The organism is Pseudomonas sp. G1002, assembly GCF_013385455.1.
Lineage (GTDB): Bacteria > Pseudomonadota > Gammaproteobacteria > Pseudomonadales > Pseudomonadaceae > Aquipseudomonas.
Genome location: NZ_JACAPY010000030.1, coordinates 1 through 19,443, shown reverse-complemented (window position 1 = coordinate 19,443; position 19,443 = coordinate 1). Strand labels below are relative to the sequence as shown.

Below are 19,443 nucleotides of genomic sequence, written 5' to 3'. Positions count from 1 at the left end.
TGCGCATTATCACTAAGCCTACAGATAAAACCAGCCGCCCTTTCAGATAGGAGTGACTGGATGTTTCTTATTCTATAATCCGTAACCTTTGTAGGGCGAATCTGGTTTTTTAGTAAGGATTACTGAACATATGCTGTTTTCATACCGAGGTGCCCTGCGTGCCGGGCTGATGTACCTGCTGGTTTCGATTGTGTGGATTCAGCTCAGCCATCAGGTATTGATCAACTTTATCGATGAACCCGTGGAGCTGGGCCGCTGGCTTCAGATACGCGGTTACCTGTGGGTCAGCCTCAGTGCCCTGGCGATCTACCTGCTCTGCGCGCACTTTGCCCGGGCGAACCTGATCCAGCAGCCACTGAAGGAAAACCGCGAGCGCCTGCGCCAGGCCGCCGCCGTGTTCGATTGCACCCGCGAAGGGGTGCTGGTCACCGATGCCCAGGGGCTGATTGTTCACGTCAACCGGGCCTTTATCGAAATCACCGGCTACCAGTGCGAAGACGTGCTGGGGCGCCAGCCGAGCCTGTTCAAGTCCGGGCGCCACTCGGCCAGTTTCTACCAGGCGATGTTCGAGACGCTGGAACGTGACGGTGAATGGAGCGGTGAAATCTGGAACCGCCGTAAAAGCGGCGAAATCTACCCACAGTGGCAGACCATCCGGGTGATCCGTGATGAGCAGGGCCATATCAGCCACTACGTCGCGGTGTTCTCCGATATCAGCGCCATCAAGCACTCCGAGAGCGAGTTGGCGCACCTGGCCCATCACGACCCGCTGACCGACCTGCCCAACCGCCTGCTGTTCACCGATCGTGCCGAACAGGCCCTGGCCTCCGCGCAGATCCATAAACGTGGCTGCGCCTTGCTGCTGCTCGACCTCGACCATTTCAAGATCATCAACGACAGCCTCGGCCATAACGTAGGCGACCAGTTGCTCAAGGCCGTCGGCGAGCGCCTGCAAGGCCTGTTCGGCCCCGGCGTGACCCTGGCGCGCCTGGGCGGTGACGAGTTCGCGGTGCTGGCGGAAAGTTGTCCACAGGTGGGCCAGGCCGCCGCCCTGGCGCAACGTATTCTCGACGCGATGAAAGAACCGGTCATCTTCGACGGCCATCAACTGTTTATCAGCGTGAGCATCGGGATCAGCCTGTTCCCCAGCGACGCGCTGAGCGCCGAGCAACTGCTGCGCAACGCCGACTCCGCGTTGTTCAAGGCCAAGAGCGCCGGCCGCGAAGGCTATGCCTTGTACACCGAAGAGCTTACCGCCCACGCCCAGCACCGCGTGGAAATGGCCGGTGAACTGCGCCGCGCGCTGGATCAGCAGGAGCTGCGGGTTTACTACCAGCCAGTGCACGACCTGCAAGACAGCCGAATGATCGGCGTCGAAGCCCTGGTGCGCTGGCAGCACCCGGAGCGCGGGCTGGTGCCGCCGGGGGAATTCATCCCGATTGCCGAGCGCACCGGACTGATTGCCGACATCGACGCCTGGGTCATGGACCAGGCCTGCCGCCAGATGTGCCAATGGCTGGCAGACGGCGCACCGCTGACGTTTCTCGCGGTGAATGTGTCCAGCCGCCTGTTTGCCCGGCGTGAGCTGTATGAGCAAGTAGCCAAGGTGCTGCACGACACGGGGCTGGATCCGGCGCTTTTAGAGCTGGAAGTCACCGAAAGCGCGGTGATGGAAGACCCGGAAGTCGCCCTTGAGCAAATGCATCGCCTGCGTGAGCTCGGCTTGCGCCTGGCCATCGACGACTTTGGCACCGGTTATTCATCGCTGCTGCGGCTCAAGCGCTTGCCGGTGCAGAAGCTCAAGATCGACCAGGGTTTTGTCGCCGGGTTGCCGTGGGATGAGGACGATGCGGCGATCGTGCGGGTAGTGATCGCGTTGGCGCAGAGCATGGGCATGCAGGTGCATGCCGAAGGTATCGAGCAGGTTGAGCAGGCGCGGTTTCTATTGGAACAGCGCTGTGACCTGGGCCAGGGGTACTGGTTTGGTCGGCCGATGCCGGCCAATGAGCTGGATTGGGCGAGGGCGCCGACAATTCGTTAACCACCGCCTGTCCTGATTTCAAACAGGGCCAAAATGTGGGAGCGGGCTTGCTCGCGAAGGCGGTGGGTCAGTCAGCAAATCTGTCACTGACCCACCGCCTTCGCGAGCAAGCCCGCTCCCACATTTGGATCTCCACACGGCTTTATTTCACGGGTCGTCTCGCCAAACCCCTCGCAACCCCACGTCCCATCAGAAAATTCTTTCTGGTTATATAAACATTCTTAAATAGTATTTTTAAGAATATCCGCGCTTATCTACTATCGCCCTCACGCCGCAAGCAGTGCCGCCACTGCGAGGCACTTCTCATTTCAGGAGCACGACCATGAGCGCATCTCTACGTAGCGTTGACGGCCAGGACGAAGCAGCCATTTTGCGCGAGATCCAGAGCGCCCTGCGCGATCTGCGGTTTGGCGCGGTGGAAATCACTGTGCACAACGCCCAGGTAGTACAAATCGAACGCAAAGAGAAATTCCGTTTGCAGAACCCGGGCAACAAACCGAGCTGAGCAACACCGGCGATTCGATTGCAAGACCCGCAACTATAAGAAAAAAGCCAACACCCAAGAATTTCAGGAGCCTTCTATGTCGTCGATTCGCCGTTATGCCCTGGCAGCACTGGCCAGTGCCGTGTTTGCCGGTTCCGCTGTTGCCAAGGATTACGAACTGCTCAACGTGTCTTACGACCCCACCCGCGAGCTCTACCAGGACTACAACGCTGAATTCACCAGCTTCTGGAAGCAGTCGCACCCGGGTGACAACGTCAAGATCCAGCAATCCCACGGTGGTTCGGGCAAGCAGGGCCGCGCGGTAATCGACGGCCTGCGCGCCGACGTCGTGACCCTGGCCCTGGCCGGCGACATCGACGAAATCGCAAAACTGGGCAAGACCCTGCCGGAAAACTGGCAAACCCGCCTGCCGGACGCCAGCACCCCGTACACCTCGACCATCGTGTTCCTGGTACGCAAGGGCAACCCTAAAGGCATCAAGGATTGGGGCGACCTGATCAAGAAAGACGTGTCGGTGATCACCCCGAACCCGAAAACCTCCGGCGGCGCCCGCTGGAACTTCCTAGCCGCCTGGGCCTACGGCCTGAAAGCCGGTGGCAGCGAAGCCAAGGCCCAGGAATACGTGAAAGAGCTGTTCAAGCACGTGCCGATCCTCGACACCGGCGCGCGCGGTTCGACCATCACCTTCGTCAACAACGGTCAGGGTGACGTGTTGCTGGCCTGGGAAAACGAAGCCTTCCTGGCCCTGAAGGAAGACGGCGGCGCCGACAAGTTCGACATCGTTGTACCTTCGCTGTCGATCCTCGCCGAGCCGCCAGTGGCCGTGGTCGACAAGAACGCTGAGAAAAAGGGCAATACCGAGATCGCCACCGAGTACCTCAAGCATCTGTACAGCCCGGCTGGCCAGGAGATTGCGGCGAAGAACTTCTACCGCCCACGCGATGAGAAAGTCGCCGCCAAATACGCCCAGCAGTTCCCGAAACTGGACCTGGTGACTATCGACAAAGACTTCGGCGGCTGGAAAACTGCCCAACCGAAATTCTTCAATGACGGTGGCGTGTTCGACCAGATCTACTCGGCGCAGTAAGCAAAATCAAACTGTAGGAGCCAGCTTTCTGTGGGAGCCGGGCTTGCCCGCGATAGCATCACCTCGGTGTAACTGATACACCGAGGTGCCGGCATCGCAGGCAAGCCAGCTCCCACAGAAGCTCGCTCCTACAGTGGTATCTACCCGCTAACCAAGGACTCTTATGTCGCGTCGTATCTCCCCCGTCATACCCGGCTTCGGGCTGACGCTGGGCTACACCGTGGTGTACCTCAGCCTGATCGTACTCATCCCCCTTGCGGCGATGTTTGTACATGCCGCTCAACTCACCTGGGATCAGTTCTGGAACATCATCTCCGCACCGCGTGTGCTGGCGGCGTTGAAACTGAGCTTCGGCACTGCGTTGTATGCCGCGATCATCAACGGCGTGATCGGTACCCTGCTGGCATGGGTACTGGTGCGCTACACCTTCCCCGGGCGCAAGATCATCGATGCGATGATCGACTTGCCGTTCGCCCTGCCCACCGCCGTCGCCGGTATTGCACTCACCGCGCTGTACACGCCCACTGGCCTGGTAGGCCAGTTCGCCGCCGACCTGGGCTTCAAGATCGCCTACACCCCCCTGGGCATCACTCTCGCGCTGACCTTCGTCACGCTGCCATTCGTGGTGCGTACCGTGCAGCCGGTGTTGGCCGATATCCCCCGGGAAATCGAAGAAGCCGCCGCCTGTCTCGGCGCCAAGCCCCTGCAAGTGTTCCGCTACATCCTGGTACCGGCGCTGCTGCCTGCCTGGTTGACCGGCTTCGCCTTGGCGTTTGCACGAGGTGTCGGTGAGTACGGTTCGGTGATCTTCATCGCCGGCAACATGCCGATGAAAACCGAGATCCTGCCGTTGCTGATCATGGTCAAGCTCGACCAATACGACTACCACGGCGCCACGTCCATCGGTGTGCTGATGCTGGTGGTTTCCTTTGTCCTGCTGCTGCTGATCAACTTGCTGCAGCGGCGCATCGAACACCCATAAGGAGGCGCGGAACATGTCCCAATCGTCTATTTCCGCCGCGTCCTCGGCCAACGCTGCCCGTCGTGGCAGTGCGGTGTCCCGACGCATCCTGATCAGCCTTGGCTGGCTGGTGTTCTTCCTGTTTTTGTTGCTGCCGCTGTTTATCGTGGTGTCCCAGGGCCTGAAGAATGGCCTGGGTGCGTTCTTCACCGCGATCCTTGAGCCGGACGCGCTGTCGGCATTGAAACTCACGGTGATCGCCGTGGTGATTTCGGTACCGCTCAACGTGGTGTTCGGCGTCAGCGCCGCCTGGTGCGTGAGCAAGTACTCGTTCCGTGGCAAAAGTATCCTGGTGACCCTGATCGACCTGCCGTTCTCGGTATCGCCGGTGATCGCCGGCCTGGTCTACGTATTGATGTTCGGCGCCCAGGGCTTCTTTGGCCCGTGGCTGCAGGACCATGACATCCAGATCGTGTTCGCCTTGCCGGGCATCGTGCTGGCGACCATCTTCGTCACCGTGCCGTTCGTGGCGCGTGAGCTGATCCCGCTGATGCAGGAGCAGGGCACCCAGGAAGAAGAGGCCGCGCGCCTGCTGGGCGCCAATGGTTGGCAGATGTTCTGGCATGTCACCGTGCCGAACATCAAGTGGGGCCTGATCTACGGCGTGGTGCTGTGTACCGCGCGGGCCATGGGTGAGTTCGGTGCGGTGTCGGTGGTGTCCGGCCACATTCGCGGCGTGACCAACACCTTGCCGCTGCACGTCGAGATCCTCTACAACGAATACAACCACGTCGCCGCGTTTGCCGTCGCGAGCCTGTTGCTGATCCTGGCGCTCTTCATCCTGCTGCTCAAGCAGTGGAGCGAGAACCGTATCAACCGCCTGCGCAAAAGTGCTGGTGAGGAATAAGTCATGTCGATCGAAGTCCGTAATGTCAGCAAGAATTTCAACGCCTTCAAGGCCCTGAACAGCATCAATCTGGACATCCAGAGTGGCGAGCTGGTGGCGTTGCTGGGCCCGTCCGGCTGCGGCAAGACCACCCTGCTGCGGATCATCGCCGGTCTCGAAACCCCGGATGCCGGCAACATCGTGTTCCATGGTGAAGACGTCTCCGGCCACGACGTGCGTGATCGCAACGTCGGCTTTGTGTTCCAGCACTACGCGCTGTTCCGCCACATGACCGTGTTCGACAACGTCGCGTTCGGCCTGCGCATGAAACCGAAAAACCAGCGCCCCACCGAAAGCCAGATCGCAGTGAAAGTCCACGAGCTGCTGAACATGGTGCAGCTCGATTGGCTGTCGGATCGCTACCCGGAACAACTCTCCGGCGGCCAGCGCCAGCGTATCGCCCTGGCGCGCGCCCTGGCGGTAGAGCCGAAAGTGCTGCTGCTGGATGAACCCTTCGGCGCCCTGGATGCCAAGGTTCGTAAAGAACTGCGCCGCTGGCTGGCGCGCCTGCACGAAGACATCAACCTGACCTCGGTCTTCGTGACCCACGACCAGGAAGAAGCCATGGAAGTGGCGGACCGCATCGTGGTGATGAACAAGGGCGTGATCGAGCAGATTGGCTCACCGGGCGAAGTCTACGAAAACCCGGCCAGTGATTTTGTTTATCACTTCCTCGGGGACTCCAACCGCCTGCATTTGGGTGAAGACAAGCACGTGCTGTTCCGCCCGCATGAAGTGTCGCTGTCGCGCCATGAACTGGAAGACCACCACGCGGCTGAAGTGCGTGATATTCGCCCGCTTGGCGCGACCACCCGGGTGACCCTGAAGGTCGAAGGCCAGAGCGAACTGATCGAAGCCGAAGTGGTAAAAGACCACGACAGCCTGACGGGTTTGGCGCGGGGCGAGACGTTGTTCTTCAAGCCCAAGGTCTGGCAAAAAGCCTAAAAGCGCCGCAAAACCCATGTGGGAGCGGGCTTGCTCGCGAATGCGGTGGTTCAGTCGGTACATCCGGTGACTGACACTCCGCTTTCGCGAGCAAGCCCGCTCCCACATTTGGATCTCCAGTGTTGCTCAGGCCGTGGCGTTCTTGTGCCGCACGGCCACGGGCCCCGAGCGCTCTTCAATCTGCCGCTTCAGGTCATGCCGCAGCCCCACCAGGAACGCCAACTCCGCCACCACGAACAACGGCCCCACGATCAACCCGGACACGTCATCGACAAACGCCGGCTTGCGCCCCTCGTAGTAATGCCCCACAAACTGGATCACCCAGCCCACCACGAACATGCCGATGCCACTGCTCAGCCACACCAGCGTGCTTTGCGCCGCCAGCACATGCCCGGCCCACACCGACAGGCCCATCAGCACCGTCATCAGCACGCCGAGCGCCAGTTCCAGGCGCAGGTAGAACCATGCCGAAAGCAGCGCCACTACCACCGCGGGCGACAGCCACAGCCCGGCCACCGTCCATTCGGGGCGTGACAGCAGCACGGCCACGGCCACGACGATCAGCGGGATGCCGATAAAGTGGCTGGCGATATTGCGCGGGTCGCGGTGGTAGGCGGCGTATTGACTGAGATGGTCGACGAGGCTTTTCATTGTTGTTCCTCCTGTAGGATGTTTGATCATGCCCTGTAGGCCCACGACACACTGTCAACTGGCCGACAATCTTCGGAGTTCGCATGGATGTAGAGAAATGGCACCCACGGCTGGCCACCGGTCACTGGTACAGCCATCTGCCTGCTGATCTACAGAATAGCTTGCTGGCCAGCGCCCGGTTGCGGCAGCTGACGGCGGGGCAATACCTGTTCAAGCGCGGCGATCCGCCGTGTGGGTTGTATGCGGTGCTGGAGGGCTCCCTGCGTATCAGCGCGGTGAACGAGCAGGGCAAGGAGGCAGTGTTGAGCCTGGCGGAGTTGCCATACTGGTTCGGCGAAATCTCATTGTTCGACGGGTTGCCCCGCACCCACGATGCCTGCGCCGTCGGGCCGTGTACGTTGCTGCAGGTACCGCAGCCGGCGTTGCTGCACATTCTTGAACAGACTCCGCGTTACTGGCGCGACATGGCCCTGTTGATGAGCCAGAAACTGCGCCTGACCTTTATCAATATCGAGCAATTGAGCCTGATGCCGGCGTCGGTGCGGGTGGCGCACCGCCTGCTGATGATCGCCGAGGGCTATGGCGACATCGAGCAGGCCCGGCAGGTGCTGCAACTGCCCCAGGAAGACTTGGCCGCGATGCTGAGCCTGTCGCGCCAGACCACCAATGCGTTGCTCAAGGACCTGCAAGGCCAGGGCATCGTGCGCCTGGGCTATGGCGAGATCGAAATCCTCGACCCGCAACGTTTGCGCGAGGCGGCGCATGCCTGAGGGTGGTAGCCTGCGTTCACGATTATTCGAGGTGTGTTATGCGCGTCCTGCTAGTGGAACACGAGTCAGAGGCGGCCGAGGCGATGGGCCGCAGTCTTGAAGAGGCCAGCTACACGGTGGAGGTGGCGGCCAATGGCATGGCGGCCCTGCGCTTTGTGGAAAGCACCGAATACGACCTGGTGATCCTGGATGTGATGCTGCCGGGGCTGAATGCCTGGAAGCTGCAGCAGGCGATCCGGTTGAAGGGTGAGACGCCGATGTTGTTTTTGACCACGCCGGACGGGATTGAAGATCGGCTGCGTGGGCTGGAATTGCATGAGGATGACTATTTGCTCAAGCCGTTTGAGGCCCGGGCGTTGGTGGCGCGGGTGAAGAAGGTGTTGCGGCGGGATCGCGGGCGCTGACTGATCTGGCTTTTGTGGTGTTTGATCGACCGCTTTCGCGAGCAAGCCCGCTCCCACATTTGACCGAGTACATCCTTTGGAATGCGGTCAAATGTGGGAGCGGGCTTGCTCGCGAAGAGGCCCTCGCAGCCGCCGCAACTCCAGCTACCTCAACCCATCCCGAAACTGCCCCGGCGTCATCCCTGTCCAGCGCTTGAACGCCCGGTTGAAGCTGCTGGTATCGGCAAACCCCAGCAAATGACTGATCTCCGCCAGCGAACACTCGGGATCCCGCAGATGCAGCAGCGCGAGGTTCTCCCGGCATTCGTTCAGCAGCGCATCAAACCGGCAGCCCTCATCCGCCAGATGCCGCTGCAAGCTGCGCAAGCTCAAATGCAACGCCTGGGCGATGCGCTCGGCGCTCGGCTCACCGTCAGGCAACTGCGCCTCAATGGCCGAACGCACCTTGCGTTCCCAGGTCAGCGGCCGCAGTTGCGCCAGGGTGCGCTTGAGCACGGTTTCATTGTGCTCGGCCAACTCGGGGTTGGCATCGTCCAGGTGGCTGTCAAAGTCCCGGGCCGCAAATTCCAGACGGTCTTCCTCGGCGGCAAAAAACACCGGCGCGCGAAATACCGTGTGCCACGGCTTGGGATCAGCCGGCTCGGGCCGCCGCAGGTACACCGCCAGCGGCGCGTACTCCCGGCCCAGGCGATTGCGGCAGGTGCGCACGTAAATCGCGGCGAACGCATCAATCGCCTCAAACGCGGGTGCGGGTGTACCGGCGGGCTGTTGCAGGCGAAAGCGGTAACGTTCGCCCTCCCGGCTAAGCTCCAGGCTCAGTGCGTCGCTGACCACCTGGTGATAGCGCACGATCCGCTCGAACACTTCCCGCAGGCTGCCGCTGGCCACCAGCGCATAACCCAGCGCGTGAAAGGTGGTGGGGCTGACAAACCGCGACACCCGCAAGCCAATCGCCGGGTCGCCGCTGGCCTGTACCGCCAGTTCCCACAGGCGCGTGGTGGCCGATAGCGGGTAGCGCGCGTTCGGATCTTCCATCAACTGCGGGTCGAGCCCGGCCTGGGCACACAGCGCGGCGCTGTCGAGGCCCAGGGCGTCGAGCTGCTTGCGCAGGGCGCGGGTCCAGCTGGCGAGAGAGGTCGGTTCGGTCATGTTGATTGGCGCTTGCGGTCAACAGGTTGGCGTGTGGGGCTAGCGTCCCGCCAGATCGCATAGGGCAGGATGTACGCATCAATAAGACAGAGGATGGAAGCATGGACGGTACTTCTGCAAGCCCCCGGCAGATGAACGCACAACAGCGTTCAGCGCATATTCGTGAAGTGGTGCTGGCCGAGGGGCTGTTATTGCGCCAGCGCCACCCCTGGCTGCTGCATCAGGATGCGTTGGGCGCGGGCATCCTGGCCTTTGCCCTGGTGGGCATGCTGGGTTCGGCGGCGCTGTATATCACCGGGCACATGGCGTGGTGGGTGTGCCTGCTGCTCAACGCGTTTCTTGCGTCACTGACCCACGAACTGGAACACGACCTGATCCACAGCATGTACTTTCGCAAGCAGCGCCTGCCCCACAACCTGATGATGGGCCTGGTGTGGCTGGCGCGGCCCAGCACCATCAACCCTTGGGTACGACGCCATATCCACCTCAATCACCACAAGGTTTCCGGCAGCGAAACCGACATCGAAGAGCGCGCGATCACCAACGGTGAACCGTGGGGCCTGGCACGTTTGCTGATGGTCGGCGACAACATCATGTCGGCACTGATCCGGGTGCTGCGCGCACCATCCTGGAAGCACAAGCTGGGCATTCTCAAGCGCACGGCGCTGGTCTACGCACCGCTGGCGCTGCTGCATTGGGGCGCGTGGTATGTGTTCCTCGGCTTTCATGCCGCCAATGGCATCGCCAGCCTGCTGGGCGCGCCGATCGACTGGTCGGCCAACACGCTGGCGGTGATGCACATCATCGACATCGCCGCCGTGGTGATCATCGGCCCCAACGTGCTGCGTACCTTCTGCCTGCACTTTGTCAGCTCCAACATGCACTACTACGGCGACATCGAGCCGGGCAACGTGATCCAGCAAACCCAGGTGCTCAACCCGTGGTGGCTGTGGCCGTTGCAAGCGTTCTGCTTCAACTTCGGCAGCACCCACGGGATTCATCACTTTGTGGTCAAGGAGCCGTTCTACATCCGCCAGATGACGGTGAAAACGGCGCACAAGGTGATGGCTGAGATGGGCGTGCGCTTCAACGATTTCGGCACGTTTGCCCGGGCCAATCGGTTTGCGCGCCAGGAGGGACGGCTGAGCGAACTCAACCCGGTGGAAAGGACAGCGATCTGAGCAAGCGTCCCGGTCACCCTGGGGTGACCGGGTGCGATTTACTGAATGGCCTGGTAGAAGTTCACCTGTGCTTCATCCAGGTACACGAGGATTTTCGCCGGCAGGCGCTCGGTGGGTTTCGCCGGGCCGAAGGCTTTGTAGAGCGTTTCGAAATGCGCGTGCAGGTCCGCGACGCTTTCCCACTGTTCGTTGAGAAAGAACCGGTTGGGGTTCTCTTCATCCTTATGCCATTGATAGACCACGGCCTTGTCGTGCTGGTGGGTGAGCTTTTGTGAAACGGCCGCTACATCACGATAGAACTCGGCCTGTTTGCCTTCTTTGATGGTGCCGCTGAAAACCAGGTAGAGCATGTTGGAATCCTCGGTTTGGGGAGATTGCAGAACATCTGCATCGCCAAACTAGCCTCAGTGAGCAGGCCCTTGTAGCCAGCACGCCGCGAATTCAGAATTCGTAAAAGGCCTCGGAATCGAACGGCCGTCTTTGCCCGGTCAGGCCCATGCGTTGCAACACCAGCGCTACCACCGCAGCGGTAACCCGATGGAACGACAAGTCTGTCACCCCTAGTCGAACGACGCGTGGACCGCTCGCGAGATTTGTTTTGCCTGCAGCTTGGTGAGTCACCGTCATGATTTTTTCCCTATGCTAAAAATCGCCCTGGAACTCGGCGATCATGAACTCGACGAAAGCCCGAGCCTTGGATGAGATCAACCGCGCGCTGGGGTAGATCGCCCAGATATCCCGGGTTTGCTCCAGGACACAGGACGGCATGATTTCCACCAATGCGCCGCTTTCCAGTGAGGGCCTGACGTTCCACTGTGAAACAGAGACGATGCCGAGCCCACCCTCCGCGGCAAGCCGTGCGCTTTCGCCGCAATTGACTCTGAGCGAACCACTGATTGCCGTGACTTTGTGTGACTGGGCACCCACGAAACGCCAATGGTCCTCGTCGCCCAGCAGGATGCAGGAATGATTGACCAGCTCCGCAGGTGAAGTCGGTTCGCCATGCGCCTGGAGGTAGGCGGGTGCCGCACACAGGATGCGTCGGTCGCAGCCGAGCTTGCGCGCCACCAGGGATGAGTCCTTCAGGGCGGCGATGCGGATTGCCACATCAATCCCGATCTCGGTCAGGTCCTGCATTTGATCGGACAGTATCAGGTCGATCTTCAGCTTCGGGTTGGCGTGCAGGAACCGGGTAATGGCCGGCATCAGGCACATCCGCGCGAAGGACCCGGGGGCGGATACTCTTAACACCCGCTTGGCCACGTCCTTGCCTTTCACCGCGACCAGATAGGCCTCGTCCACGGCTGCCAGCACCCGGATTGCATGGGGCAGAAACAGCGCACCGTCTTCGGTCAGGCTGACCTGACGGGTGGTGCGATGCAGCAGGCGCATGCCCAGGTACTCTTCAAGCTTCGCCAGTTTGTGGCTGGCCACCGAGGGCGCGAGTCCCAGCTCCCTGCCGGCTGCGGTGATATTGCCCAGCTCTGTTGATCGCATGAACAGGTTCAACGCATCAATATTCATGCTTCGGCGCCGCTAGTGTGTGGGCGCCGGCGCGGCATCGATCTTCACGCGCAGCAGGCTGTAGGGTTTCTGGCGCAAGTCTTTGCCTGCGTGAAAGATGCTTTGGCGGTGCAGCTGATTGGCGATGAAGTACAGGTAGCCATCAGGACCGATTGACAGTGTGTCGGGCCAAAGCACACGCGGATCATGGACGATGGTCTGCCATTGCCCGTTCGCCAGCCGTTTGCGCACGCTGTTGTTTTCGTAGTCGCCGGCATACACGGCCCCCGAGGCGTCGGCTTCAAGCCCGTCCGAGGCGCCTTTTTCCCCGAGGTCTTTGACCGCCATTTCGAGCCGTGCTTCGCTGACTGTCTCGTCACGCAGCAGTGCCGTGGGGATGGCGTACAGGTGCCGACTCGACAGCGGGCAGAAATACAAGGTCTGCCCATCAGCCGACAGGGCGATGCCGTCCGAAGCCACGGCAAAAGGCTGGGTGCCGCCTTTGGCATCCCGCACTTTCAGGACCTGGCCTTCGACCGTGGGTACGAAGTTCGGGTCGACCGAGGTCGAGGGTGCACCACTGAGCCGGCGTATGGCCGTGCCACTGGCGATGTCCATGACGATGATCGCGCCCGGGCCGGTAAGTGAAGAGTCGGTGATATAGATCACGCCTTGGTCACCCACGCGAAAATCAAAGCGCATGTCGTTGACGTAGGTGCCGGGCAGCATGACGTTTTTCGGGAATACGAGGGTCTTGACCACCTTGTTGGTGGCGAGCTCAACTGCGACGAGCTTGGCACCACCTGGCTGTGGAGGCGAGAAGCCAGGCGCCGCGGTGTCCAGTATCCAGAGGCGTCCGCGCCCGTCGGCCACCACGCTTTGTACGCTGATAAACCCTTTGGCCGGGTCTTTGGGGTTGGCCTGGTTTATCGCCTGGTCAGGGTAGGGTACGACTTTGCCGTCGCGCAGTTCTGCGACGGTAAACGGCACCTCGTCGCCCCAGCGAGGAAAGTTGACAAAGATGCGTCCGGTCTCGGTAACGCTCACGCCGGTGGGCATGGCATCGTGGAAGGCGTGCACCTGCTCGATGGTGCCAACGCTCTGATCGGCGGGCAGGTTCGCCGGCATGGAAGCCTGGGCGGCGGTGCCGGTGAGGGCTGCTGCCAAGGCAAGGGCAGTCCAACTGATTGGGTATTTCAAGTACATGGCAGGGCTCCAGGTTTTTCTGTTCTGGAGCCAATGGTGTCGGTTCCCGGCAGGCGAAAAAACCCGCTGATTGCCGATAACAGTTTCATTGAAATCAAGAGAATGGACTGCCGCGCGCAAGCCTGGTTTTTAATTGCGGGCGAGCAAGCTTGCTTCAGCAGAGGGGGTATCCACGGTGATCAGGGTTTCGATCATCGCCTTCGCCGCCGGCGACAAGCGAAACCCGGTACGGCTGATGATCCCGCAGCGGTTGTTCAAACTGTCGAGGCTGTGAGGCACGTTGCGCCAGTGCAACACCGTCAGTGCGCCACGGGCAAAGTCTTCGGCAAACGCATCCTCGGCACCCAGGCCAATCGCGTTGGACTGGTGCACGATGGCTGCCAGCGCCGCAAACTGCTCCAGTTCGATAGCGGGAGAAAAGTCGACACGCCCGCTCAGGTTGGCCAGTAGCTTGCGTACCCCGGGAGCGATCAGCGGTGTGGCCAGCGGGTAGTCAAACAAGTCGTTGGTCGAGAGGCTGTCCTTGGCCAGTAACGGGTGCCCGGCGCGGCAGAAAAATACATTGCGCCGGGGTGTCAGGGCCTGGGTCTGGAAATTCGGATCGGCCTCGAAGTGGCGCACATCGGCGATGAAGAACTCGATCTCTTCGCGACTCAAACTGCGTCCGAGTTTTTCCCAGTTATCCACATGCAAACCGCTGCGTACTCGTGGATGAGCGCCGACAAACCGTGCGATCGCTCCAGGCACCAGGTTCACCGCCGCCACGGCATCGCAGCCAAAGCGCAATTCGCCGGCGTCGAGCTTGGTCATGCGGGTGACTTCGTGGCTCAGCCGCGCCGCCCCCTGAACGAGCGACAAGGCATGTTGCAACACCACCTGGCCCTCGGGAGTGGGGCGCAGGTCTTTGTGGGCGCGGTCCACCAGCACACAGCCAAACTCCTGTTCCAGGCTTTGGATGCTGCGGCTGAACGCCGGCTGGGTAATGCCCATGGCGTCGGCGGCGCGAACAAAACTGCGGTACTCGTTCAGAGCAATGAAGTAGCGCAGTTGGCGAAGGTCCATGGAGTTTTCCGGCGTCCTGAAGGAAACCGCGATTCTAATCGCCTCGCTTATTCCGCAAAAGAATGTTCATTGTTTTATCTAGATTCAAATTGCATATCCATAGAGCCTGTGCGGTAGGTGGCCGGGCTGAACACCCGGGTGAGTATCAGCATCGCCACCACCGTCAGCGTCAGCACCATCCAGGCGCTTACGAAACTGCCAGTCAATTCCCGCAGCCAGCCGGTCAGCCACGGTGATACGGCGTTGATCAAAAAGCCCACGCCCTGGACGAACGCCGCCAGTTGGCCGGCCTCCCGTGGGTCGCGGCGGTGATCCAGGGTCAGCAACAGGCTCAGGGCGAAACACGCTCCCAGGCCGAAACCGATCAACGCCACCCACACGTGGGGGAATTCCAGCGGCGCCGTCAGCAGGCCGATATAGCCCACGGTCTGGGCCAGCAGGCTGATGCTCAGTAACGGTCGACGATCAATGCCACGTTGCGCCAGGGCCGGCATCAGCAGCGCGGCGATCACCTGGAAGATCGTCATGAACGCCAGCAGCGAACCACTGGGCAGTACGCCCCAACCCAACTGCTGATAGTAGGCCGGCAGCCACGCGACCATGCTCATGTAGCCGCAATTCACCAGGCCGAAATACAGCGCCAGCAACCACGCCCGACGGTTGCGCAGGCCCTGGAACGGCGCCGTCACCTGCGGGTTTTTCGCCGCACCCAATGGCAGCCACGCCCACAACAATAGTGCGCCCAGGGCCGGTAGCAGCCAGATCCCAAGCCCCGCCTGCCACTGCTGGAAATGCCCCGCCACCAACGGGCTGAGCAGGGCGGCCAAGCCACCGCCGCCCATCAGCGAAGCCGAGTAAACCCCCATCGCCAACGGCACGCGCTGGTGAAACTGGCGCTTGATCATCGCCGGCACCAGCGCCTGGATCAGCGCCACACCCGCACCGCCGAACAGCGCCGTGGCCAGCAGCGCCGGCGCCTGGCCAAACAGCCAGCGCGCGAGGCACGCCAGCAGAATCATCATCAAGCCCAGGGCGATTCCGCGACGCTCCCCCAGCCTCGCCTCCAGGCGCACCCCCACCAACGCCACCAGGCCCATGCAGATCACCGGCAGGCTGGTGAGCAGGGCGCTGCTCTGGAAACTCAGGCCGGTGGCCAGACGGATTTCCCCCAGCAACGGGCTGATGGAACTGAGGATCGGTCGCAGGTTCAGGCCGAGCACCACCAGCAAACCCCAACCGGCGAGCCTGCCGGCGAATGAATTATTCAGCGTCATGCAGGGCCTGCCACTCGCGGTAGAGGGCTTGCATCGCTGCCTGCGGCAGGTGCTGCACGGGCAATTTTTGCTCCGCCAGCGGCAGCGCCAGTTGCTGGTAGATCGCTGCTGTGGACAAACCAAAGGGCGCCGCCACGTCGTTGCTGGCAGCGAACACCACGCGGGATATGCCGCACAGGTGCATCGCACTCAGGCACATCGGGCAGGGCTGGCCGCTGGCGTAGATCACACAACCGTCGAGGCGCGGGCCGAGTTGTTGGCTGGCGGCGCGGATGGCGAGCATCTCGGCGTGGGCGGTGGGGTCCTGGCTCAAGTGGATTTCGTTTACCGCTTCCACCAGCACCTTGCCGTCGCGCACCAAGACCGCACCAAACGGGCGGCCACCGGCGGCTACGTTGGCCTTGGCCAGTTGCACGGCGTGATGCAGATGCTGTTGATCGTCAGTCATGGAAAACCCCTCGTGCGCAATGAGGCGTGAAGTATGGGCAGCCACAGGGGTATTCTGAAATTAAATATAACCATGCCAATCAGTGGCAAATGGAATGGTGAGCCCATGTTCGATCCTGTGTTGTTGCGCAGCTTTGTTGCCGTCGTCGATTGCGGCAATTTCACCCGCGCGGCCGAGCGGCTGCACTTGACCCAGTCCACGGTCAGCCAACAGATCCGCCGCCTGGAAGATGCACTGGGCAGCCAGGTACTCGACCGGGATCAGCGCCGCGTGGTGGCCACGGTGGAGGGCGAGCGCTTGCTGGCGTATGCGCGGCGCATCCTGGCGCTGCACGAAGAGGCGGCCGACGTGCTGATCAATCAGCAGAGCGATGGCGTGTTGCGCCTGGCGGTGCCCGAGGATTTTGCGGCCGAGCGCCTGATGCCGCTGCTGTCGGCGTTTGTGCAGGCTTATCCCCGGGTGCGCCTGGAGGTCACCAGCGGCTTGGGGCCGGAGTTGTTGCGGGATTATCGCGGCGGTGAATTCGACGTGCTGCTGGTCAAGCAAATGGGTGACAGCGATGACTGCCTGGTGTCCTGGCCGGAGCCGTTGTGTTGGGTCGACAGCCGCAGTTCGCCGTCCCTGGGACGTGATCCGCTGCCGCTGGTGGCGTTTCCCGCTGGCGGCCTGTACCGCAATGAAATGCTGCATCACTTGGAGGTAGGCGGCTGGCGCTGGCGCATCGGTTATTCCAGCGCCAGCTTGGCCAGCGTGTGTTCGGCGGTGGCGGCGGGACTGGGGATCAGCCTGTTGCCGGTGCGGGTGGTGCAGCCCGGGCATGTGGTGTTGGGCGCAGACAGCGGTTTGCCTGCGGTGCAGGGCGTGCGGCTGGCGCTGTATGGACGCAACGGCCTTGGTGCGGCCGGGCAGGCGTTGCTACGCCAATTGCAGGATTTGTGTGCCGGTAATCCACGCTGAGCCATGCCTTCAGTGAATATTTTGTATGCCTCAAAAGCATTGAGATTTTCCCCCTCGGCGCCAGGCCGCGCAGGACGTGGCTTCAGCGTATCCGGATGTTTCGGTTATTCAATTTAGATCTATCTATAACTTTAAAGATTACTTTAAGAGATAAGCGTCTGCCCCCGATGATTCAGCCCTCGACGGCCGCCAAGGCAGGCCCGTCGGTTTTTTTGCTTAAGACCGCAGGGGAGTTAATCAATGGGCAATGTCCAGACCGCCGCCAGTGCACAAGAGGCGCAGTGGCGCCACGCACCGGGTGGTGAGTTGGTCGACCTTGGCCGGCCGCATCGCGCGCCGTTGGGGCAGTTGCGTACGCAGAAAACCCCGAAGGGTGTGTTGAGTCGGCGTGAAGCGATCCTGTTGGGGATTCTCGCGCTGGCCTTGCATGGCGCGGTGATCTATTGGGTCAGCCAGAAGCCAACCCCGGTGCTGCCGATTGTGCCGCCGGAAATCCCGCCGATGACGATCGAATTTTCCCAGCCGGCTCCGCCGGTTGTGGAGCCGCCGCCGCCTGTACCGCCACCGCCGCCGCCACCGGTTGTCGAGCCACCGCCGCCGGTGGTTGATGAATTGGCCGCCAAGCCGGCGCCGAAAAAGATTCCGAAACCCAAGCCGGTGCCAAAGCCTGTGCCCAAGCCCGCACCGAAACCGGTAGCCGAGCAGCCGCCCGCGCCGCCTGTACCCGCGCCACCGGCTCCAGCACCGCCGGCACCGCCTGCGCCCGCGCCGGTCACACCGGCCTCGGCCAACGCCGCGTACCTGAAGAACCCGGCGCCCGAATACCCGTCACTGGCCCAGCGCCGGGGTTGGGAAGGCACGGTGCTGTTGCGGGTGCATGTATTGGCCACCGGCAAGCCGGGTGAGATCCAGATTCAGAAAAGCAGTGGTCGCCAGCAACTCGACGAAGCCGCACTGGCTGCCGTGAAGCGCTGGAGTTTTGTACCGGCCAAGCAGGGTGATGTGGCCCAGGACGGCTGGGTCAGCGTACCGATCGATTTCAAGATTCATTAATTATTGGATGCGGTGTGTTGGACACATCGCGACCTGCACAGAGGGAAAACATCATGGCATTAGCATCTCCAACTGAATCCATCGAAAGCGCGGTGATCTGGCTGCTGGTGGTCTTTTCGGTCGCTACCTGGGGCCTGGCCCTGCTCAAGGGCGTCCAGTTCGGCCGCCTCAAGTCCCAGGATCGCAAGTTCCACAAACAGTTCTGGGCGGCATCCAGCCTGGACTCGGCCGCTGAACTCGCTGAAACCAAACCCGGCGCCGCCGCTCGTGTGGCCCAGGCTGGTTACGCCGCGATCCAGGTCGGTGAAGCGCCACACGCTGCTGACCTGAGCCAGGCGATCAACCATCAGGACCGTCTTGAACGCGCTTTGCGCCAACAGATCGTGCGTGAGCGTCGCTCCCTGGAAACCGGCCTGGCCGTGGTTGCGAGTATCGGCAGCACCTCGCCGTTTATCGGCCTGTTCGGCACTGTGTGGGGGATCATGGAAGCCCTGAAAGGCATCAGCGCCGCCGGTTCCGCCAGCCTCGAAACCGTGGCCGGGCCGATCGGTGCGGCACTGGTTGCCACGGGTGTGGGTATTGCCGTCGCGGTGCCGGCGGTGCTGGTCTACAACTACTTCCTGCGTCGCCTGAAGCTCACGGCTGCTGACCTGGACGACTTCGCCCACGACTTCTACAGCCTGGCGCAGAAGAACTCGTTCCGCGTGCTGCTGCACCCGACGCTGAGCAAGGCCGGTGCCCAGGGTGGCGCGCAAAAAGTGAAGGAGGCGTCCTGAGATGGCCTTCTCCACGCAAGACAGTGATGAGGTGCTGAGCGAGATCAACGTTACGCCGCTGGTGGACGTGATGCTGGTGCTGCTGGTGGTGTTTATCGTCACGGCGCCGTTGTTGACCAATGCGATTCCGATCAACTTGCCCAAGACCGAGGCGGTGGCCCCGGTGGAGCAGAAGGACCCGCTGGTGGTGAGCATTGATGCGGCCGGCAAACTGTTTATCAACAAGGATGAAATCCAGCCGGATTTGCTGGAGTTCAACTTGCAGTCGGCCAAGGCCAAGGACCCGGATGTGCGGGTGCAACTGCAGGCTGATGATGGAGTGAACTATGGCGAAGTGGCGCGAGCCATGGCGTCGATCGAGCGCGCGGGGATTACCAAGCTGTCGGTGATTACTGCACGTTAGTTTCAAATGCCTCGACAATTTTTTTGGCCGTCTCCTTGGCAGGGTGCGGCCTTTTTTTTGCTTTGGGGGGAGTACATATCCGTTATTTAGGTAACGGCTACTTATGGTTCCGCTCTTACAG

General features: G+C 61.5%; 22 protein-coding genes. 13 read left to right on the top strand and 9 right to left on the bottom strand.

Features of this window, described 5'->3' with window-relative positions; all coding sequences use genetic code 11:
* The first annotated feature begins 130 nt into the window (after positions 1-130).
* The 6 genes from dibA to HX801_RS20490 all read left to right on the top strand — a co-directional run bounded on the left by dibA (position 131) and on the right by HX801_RS20490 (position 6,485).
* Positions 131-2,041, top strand: coding sequence for a phosphodiesterase DibA (gene dibA, locus HX801_RS20515; protein WP_177022628.1), 1,911 nt, complete (start codon positions 131-133; stop codon positions 2,039-2,041).
* Between the two features lie 322 nt (positions 2,042-2,363).
* Positions 2,364-2,546 (top strand): sulfur starvation response protein OscA, encoded by a 183-nt coding sequence (gene oscA / locus HX801_RS20510; RefSeq protein ID WP_003170956.1) that lies wholly within the window; start codon positions 2,364-2,366, stop codon positions 2,544-2,546.
* Positions 2,547-2,622: 76 nt separating this feature from the next.
* Positions 2,623-3,633, top strand: a complete 1,011-nt coding sequence (locus HX801_RS20505; protein WP_003218143.1) for a sulfate ABC transporter substrate-binding protein — start codon at positions 2,623-2,625, stop codon at positions 3,631-3,633.
* A 163-nt stretch (positions 3,634-3,796) separates the two neighbouring features.
* Positions 3,797-4,615, top strand: a complete 819-nt coding sequence (cysT, locus tag HX801_RS20500) for a sulfate ABC transporter permease subunit CysT (RefSeq protein WP_003218141.1) — start codon at positions 3,797-3,799, stop codon at positions 4,613-4,615.
* A 13-nt stretch (positions 4,616-4,628) separates the two neighbouring features.
* Positions 4,629-5,501, top strand: a complete 873-nt coding sequence (cysW, locus tag HX801_RS20495; protein WP_003218139.1) for a sulfate ABC transporter permease subunit CysW — start codon at positions 4,629-4,631, stop codon at positions 5,499-5,501.
* Between the two features lie 3 nt (positions 5,502-5,504).
* Complete coding sequence (locus HX801_RS20490; protein ID WP_003218138.1) at positions 5,505-6,485, top strand: sulfate/molybdate ABC transporter ATP-binding protein; 981 nt, start codon at positions 5,505-5,507, stop codon at positions 6,483-6,485.
* A gap of 126 nt (positions 6,486-6,611) precedes the next feature.
* Here the strand turns inward: HX801_RS20490 and HX801_RS20485 are convergent, their stop codons facing one another.
* Positions 6,612-7,136, bottom strand: coding sequence for a DUF962 domain-containing protein (locus HX801_RS20485; RefSeq protein ID WP_003218136.1), 525 nt, complete (start codon positions 7,134-7,136; stop codon positions 6,612-6,614).
* 83 nt (positions 7,137-7,219) lie between these two features.
* Between HX801_RS20485 and HX801_RS20480 the strand changes: the two genes are divergently transcribed.
* Complete coding sequence (locus HX801_RS20480; protein ID WP_003218134.1) at positions 7,220-7,906, top strand: Crp/Fnr family transcriptional regulator; 687 nt, start codon at positions 7,220-7,222, stop codon at positions 7,904-7,906.
* A 38-nt stretch (positions 7,907-7,944) separates the two neighbouring features.
* Complete coding sequence (locus tag HX801_RS20475; RefSeq protein ID WP_003218132.1) at positions 7,945-8,310, top strand: response regulator; 366 nt, start codon at positions 7,945-7,947, stop codon at positions 8,308-8,310.
* A 144-nt stretch (positions 8,311-8,454) separates the two neighbouring features.
* Here the strand turns inward: HX801_RS20475 and HX801_RS20470 are convergent, their stop codons facing one another.
* The gene (locus HX801_RS20470) at positions 8,455-9,459 is read right to left on the bottom strand and encodes an AraC family transcriptional regulator (protein WP_003218131.1); all 1,005 of its coding nucleotides are present in this window, start codon (positions 9,457-9,459) and stop codon (positions 8,455-8,457) included.
* Positions 9,460-9,560: 101 nt separating this feature from the next.
* Here HX801_RS20470 and HX801_RS20465 point away from each other — a divergent pair, with 101 nt between their 5' ends.
* Positions 9,561-10,640: a fatty acid desaturase gene (locus tag HX801_RS20465; protein ID WP_023659329.1), complete on the top strand. Its 1,080-nt coding sequence runs from the start codon at positions 9,561-9,563 to the stop codon at positions 10,638-10,640.
* 38 nt (positions 10,641-10,678) lie between these two features.
* Here HX801_RS20465 and HX801_RS20460 read toward each other — a convergent pair whose 3' ends face one another.
* The 7 genes from HX801_RS20460 to HX801_RS20430 all read right to left on the bottom strand — a co-directional run bounded on the left by HX801_RS20460 (position 10,679) and on the right by HX801_RS20430 (position 16,133).
* A complete protein-coding gene (locus HX801_RS20460) occupies positions 10,679-10,990 on the bottom strand; it encodes a putative quinol monooxygenase (protein WP_177022627.1) in 312 nt (103 codons plus the stop codon).
* Between the two features lie 91 nt (positions 10,991-11,081).
* Positions 11,082-11,267, bottom strand: a complete 186-nt coding sequence (locus HX801_RS20455; protein WP_177022624.1) for a hypothetical protein — start codon at positions 11,265-11,267, stop codon at positions 11,082-11,084.
* A gap of 15 nt (positions 11,268-11,282) precedes the next feature.
* A complete protein-coding gene (locus tag HX801_RS20450) occupies positions 11,283-12,164 on the bottom strand; it encodes a LysR family transcriptional regulator (protein WP_008433706.1) in 882 nt (293 codons plus the stop codon).
* Positions 12,165-12,176: 12 nt separating this feature from the next.
* Positions 12,177-13,349: an L-dopachrome tautomerase-related protein gene (locus HX801_RS20445; protein WP_177022626.1), complete on the bottom strand. Its 1,173-nt coding sequence runs from the start codon at positions 13,347-13,349 to the stop codon at positions 12,177-12,179.
* Between the two features lie 129 nt (positions 13,350-13,478).
* Complete coding sequence (locus tag HX801_RS20440) at positions 13,479-14,411, bottom strand: LysR family transcriptional regulator (RefSeq protein WP_003218124.1); 933 nt, start codon at positions 14,409-14,411, stop codon at positions 13,479-13,481.
* A 74-nt stretch (positions 14,412-14,485) separates the two neighbouring features.
* A complete protein-coding gene (locus tag HX801_RS20435; RefSeq protein WP_177022625.1) occupies positions 14,486-15,685 on the bottom strand; it encodes a CynX/NimT family MFS transporter in 1,200 nt (399 codons plus the stop codon).
* Positions 15,672-16,133: a nucleoside deaminase gene (locus HX801_RS20430; RefSeq protein ID WP_102606281.1), complete on the bottom strand. Its 462-nt coding sequence runs from the start codon at positions 16,131-16,133 to the stop codon at positions 15,672-15,674. Before HX801_RS20430 ends, HX801_RS20435 begins: the two co-directional genes overlap by 14 nt.
* Before the next feature lie 105 nt (positions 16,134-16,238).
* Between HX801_RS20430 and HX801_RS20425 the strand changes: the two genes are divergently transcribed.
* The 4 genes from HX801_RS20425 to HX801_RS20410 all read left to right on the top strand — a co-directional run bounded on the left by HX801_RS20425 (position 16,239) and on the right by HX801_RS20410 (position 19,322).
* Positions 16,239-17,090: a LysR family transcriptional regulator gene (locus tag HX801_RS20425; RefSeq protein ID WP_008433713.1), complete on the top strand. Its 852-nt coding sequence runs from the start codon at positions 16,239-16,241 to the stop codon at positions 17,088-17,090.
* 240 nt (positions 17,091-17,330) lie between these two features.
* On the top strand, positions 17,331-18,143 hold the full coding sequence (locus HX801_RS20420) for an energy transducer TonB (protein ID WP_003218120.1): 813 nt from the start codon (positions 17,331-17,333) through the stop codon (positions 18,141-18,143).
* Positions 18,144-18,193: 50 nt separating this feature from the next.
* On the top strand, positions 18,194-18,919 hold the full coding sequence (locus HX801_RS20415) for a MotA/TolQ/ExbB proton channel family protein (RefSeq protein ID WP_085984637.1): 726 nt from the start codon (positions 18,194-18,196) through the stop codon (positions 18,917-18,919).
* Between the two features lies 1 nt (position 18,920).
* Positions 18,921-19,322: a biopolymer transporter ExbD gene (locus HX801_RS20410; protein WP_003218118.1), complete on the top strand. Its 402-nt coding sequence runs from the start codon at positions 18,921-18,923 to the stop codon at positions 19,320-19,322.
* Positions 19,323-19,443 lie beyond the last annotated feature (121 nt).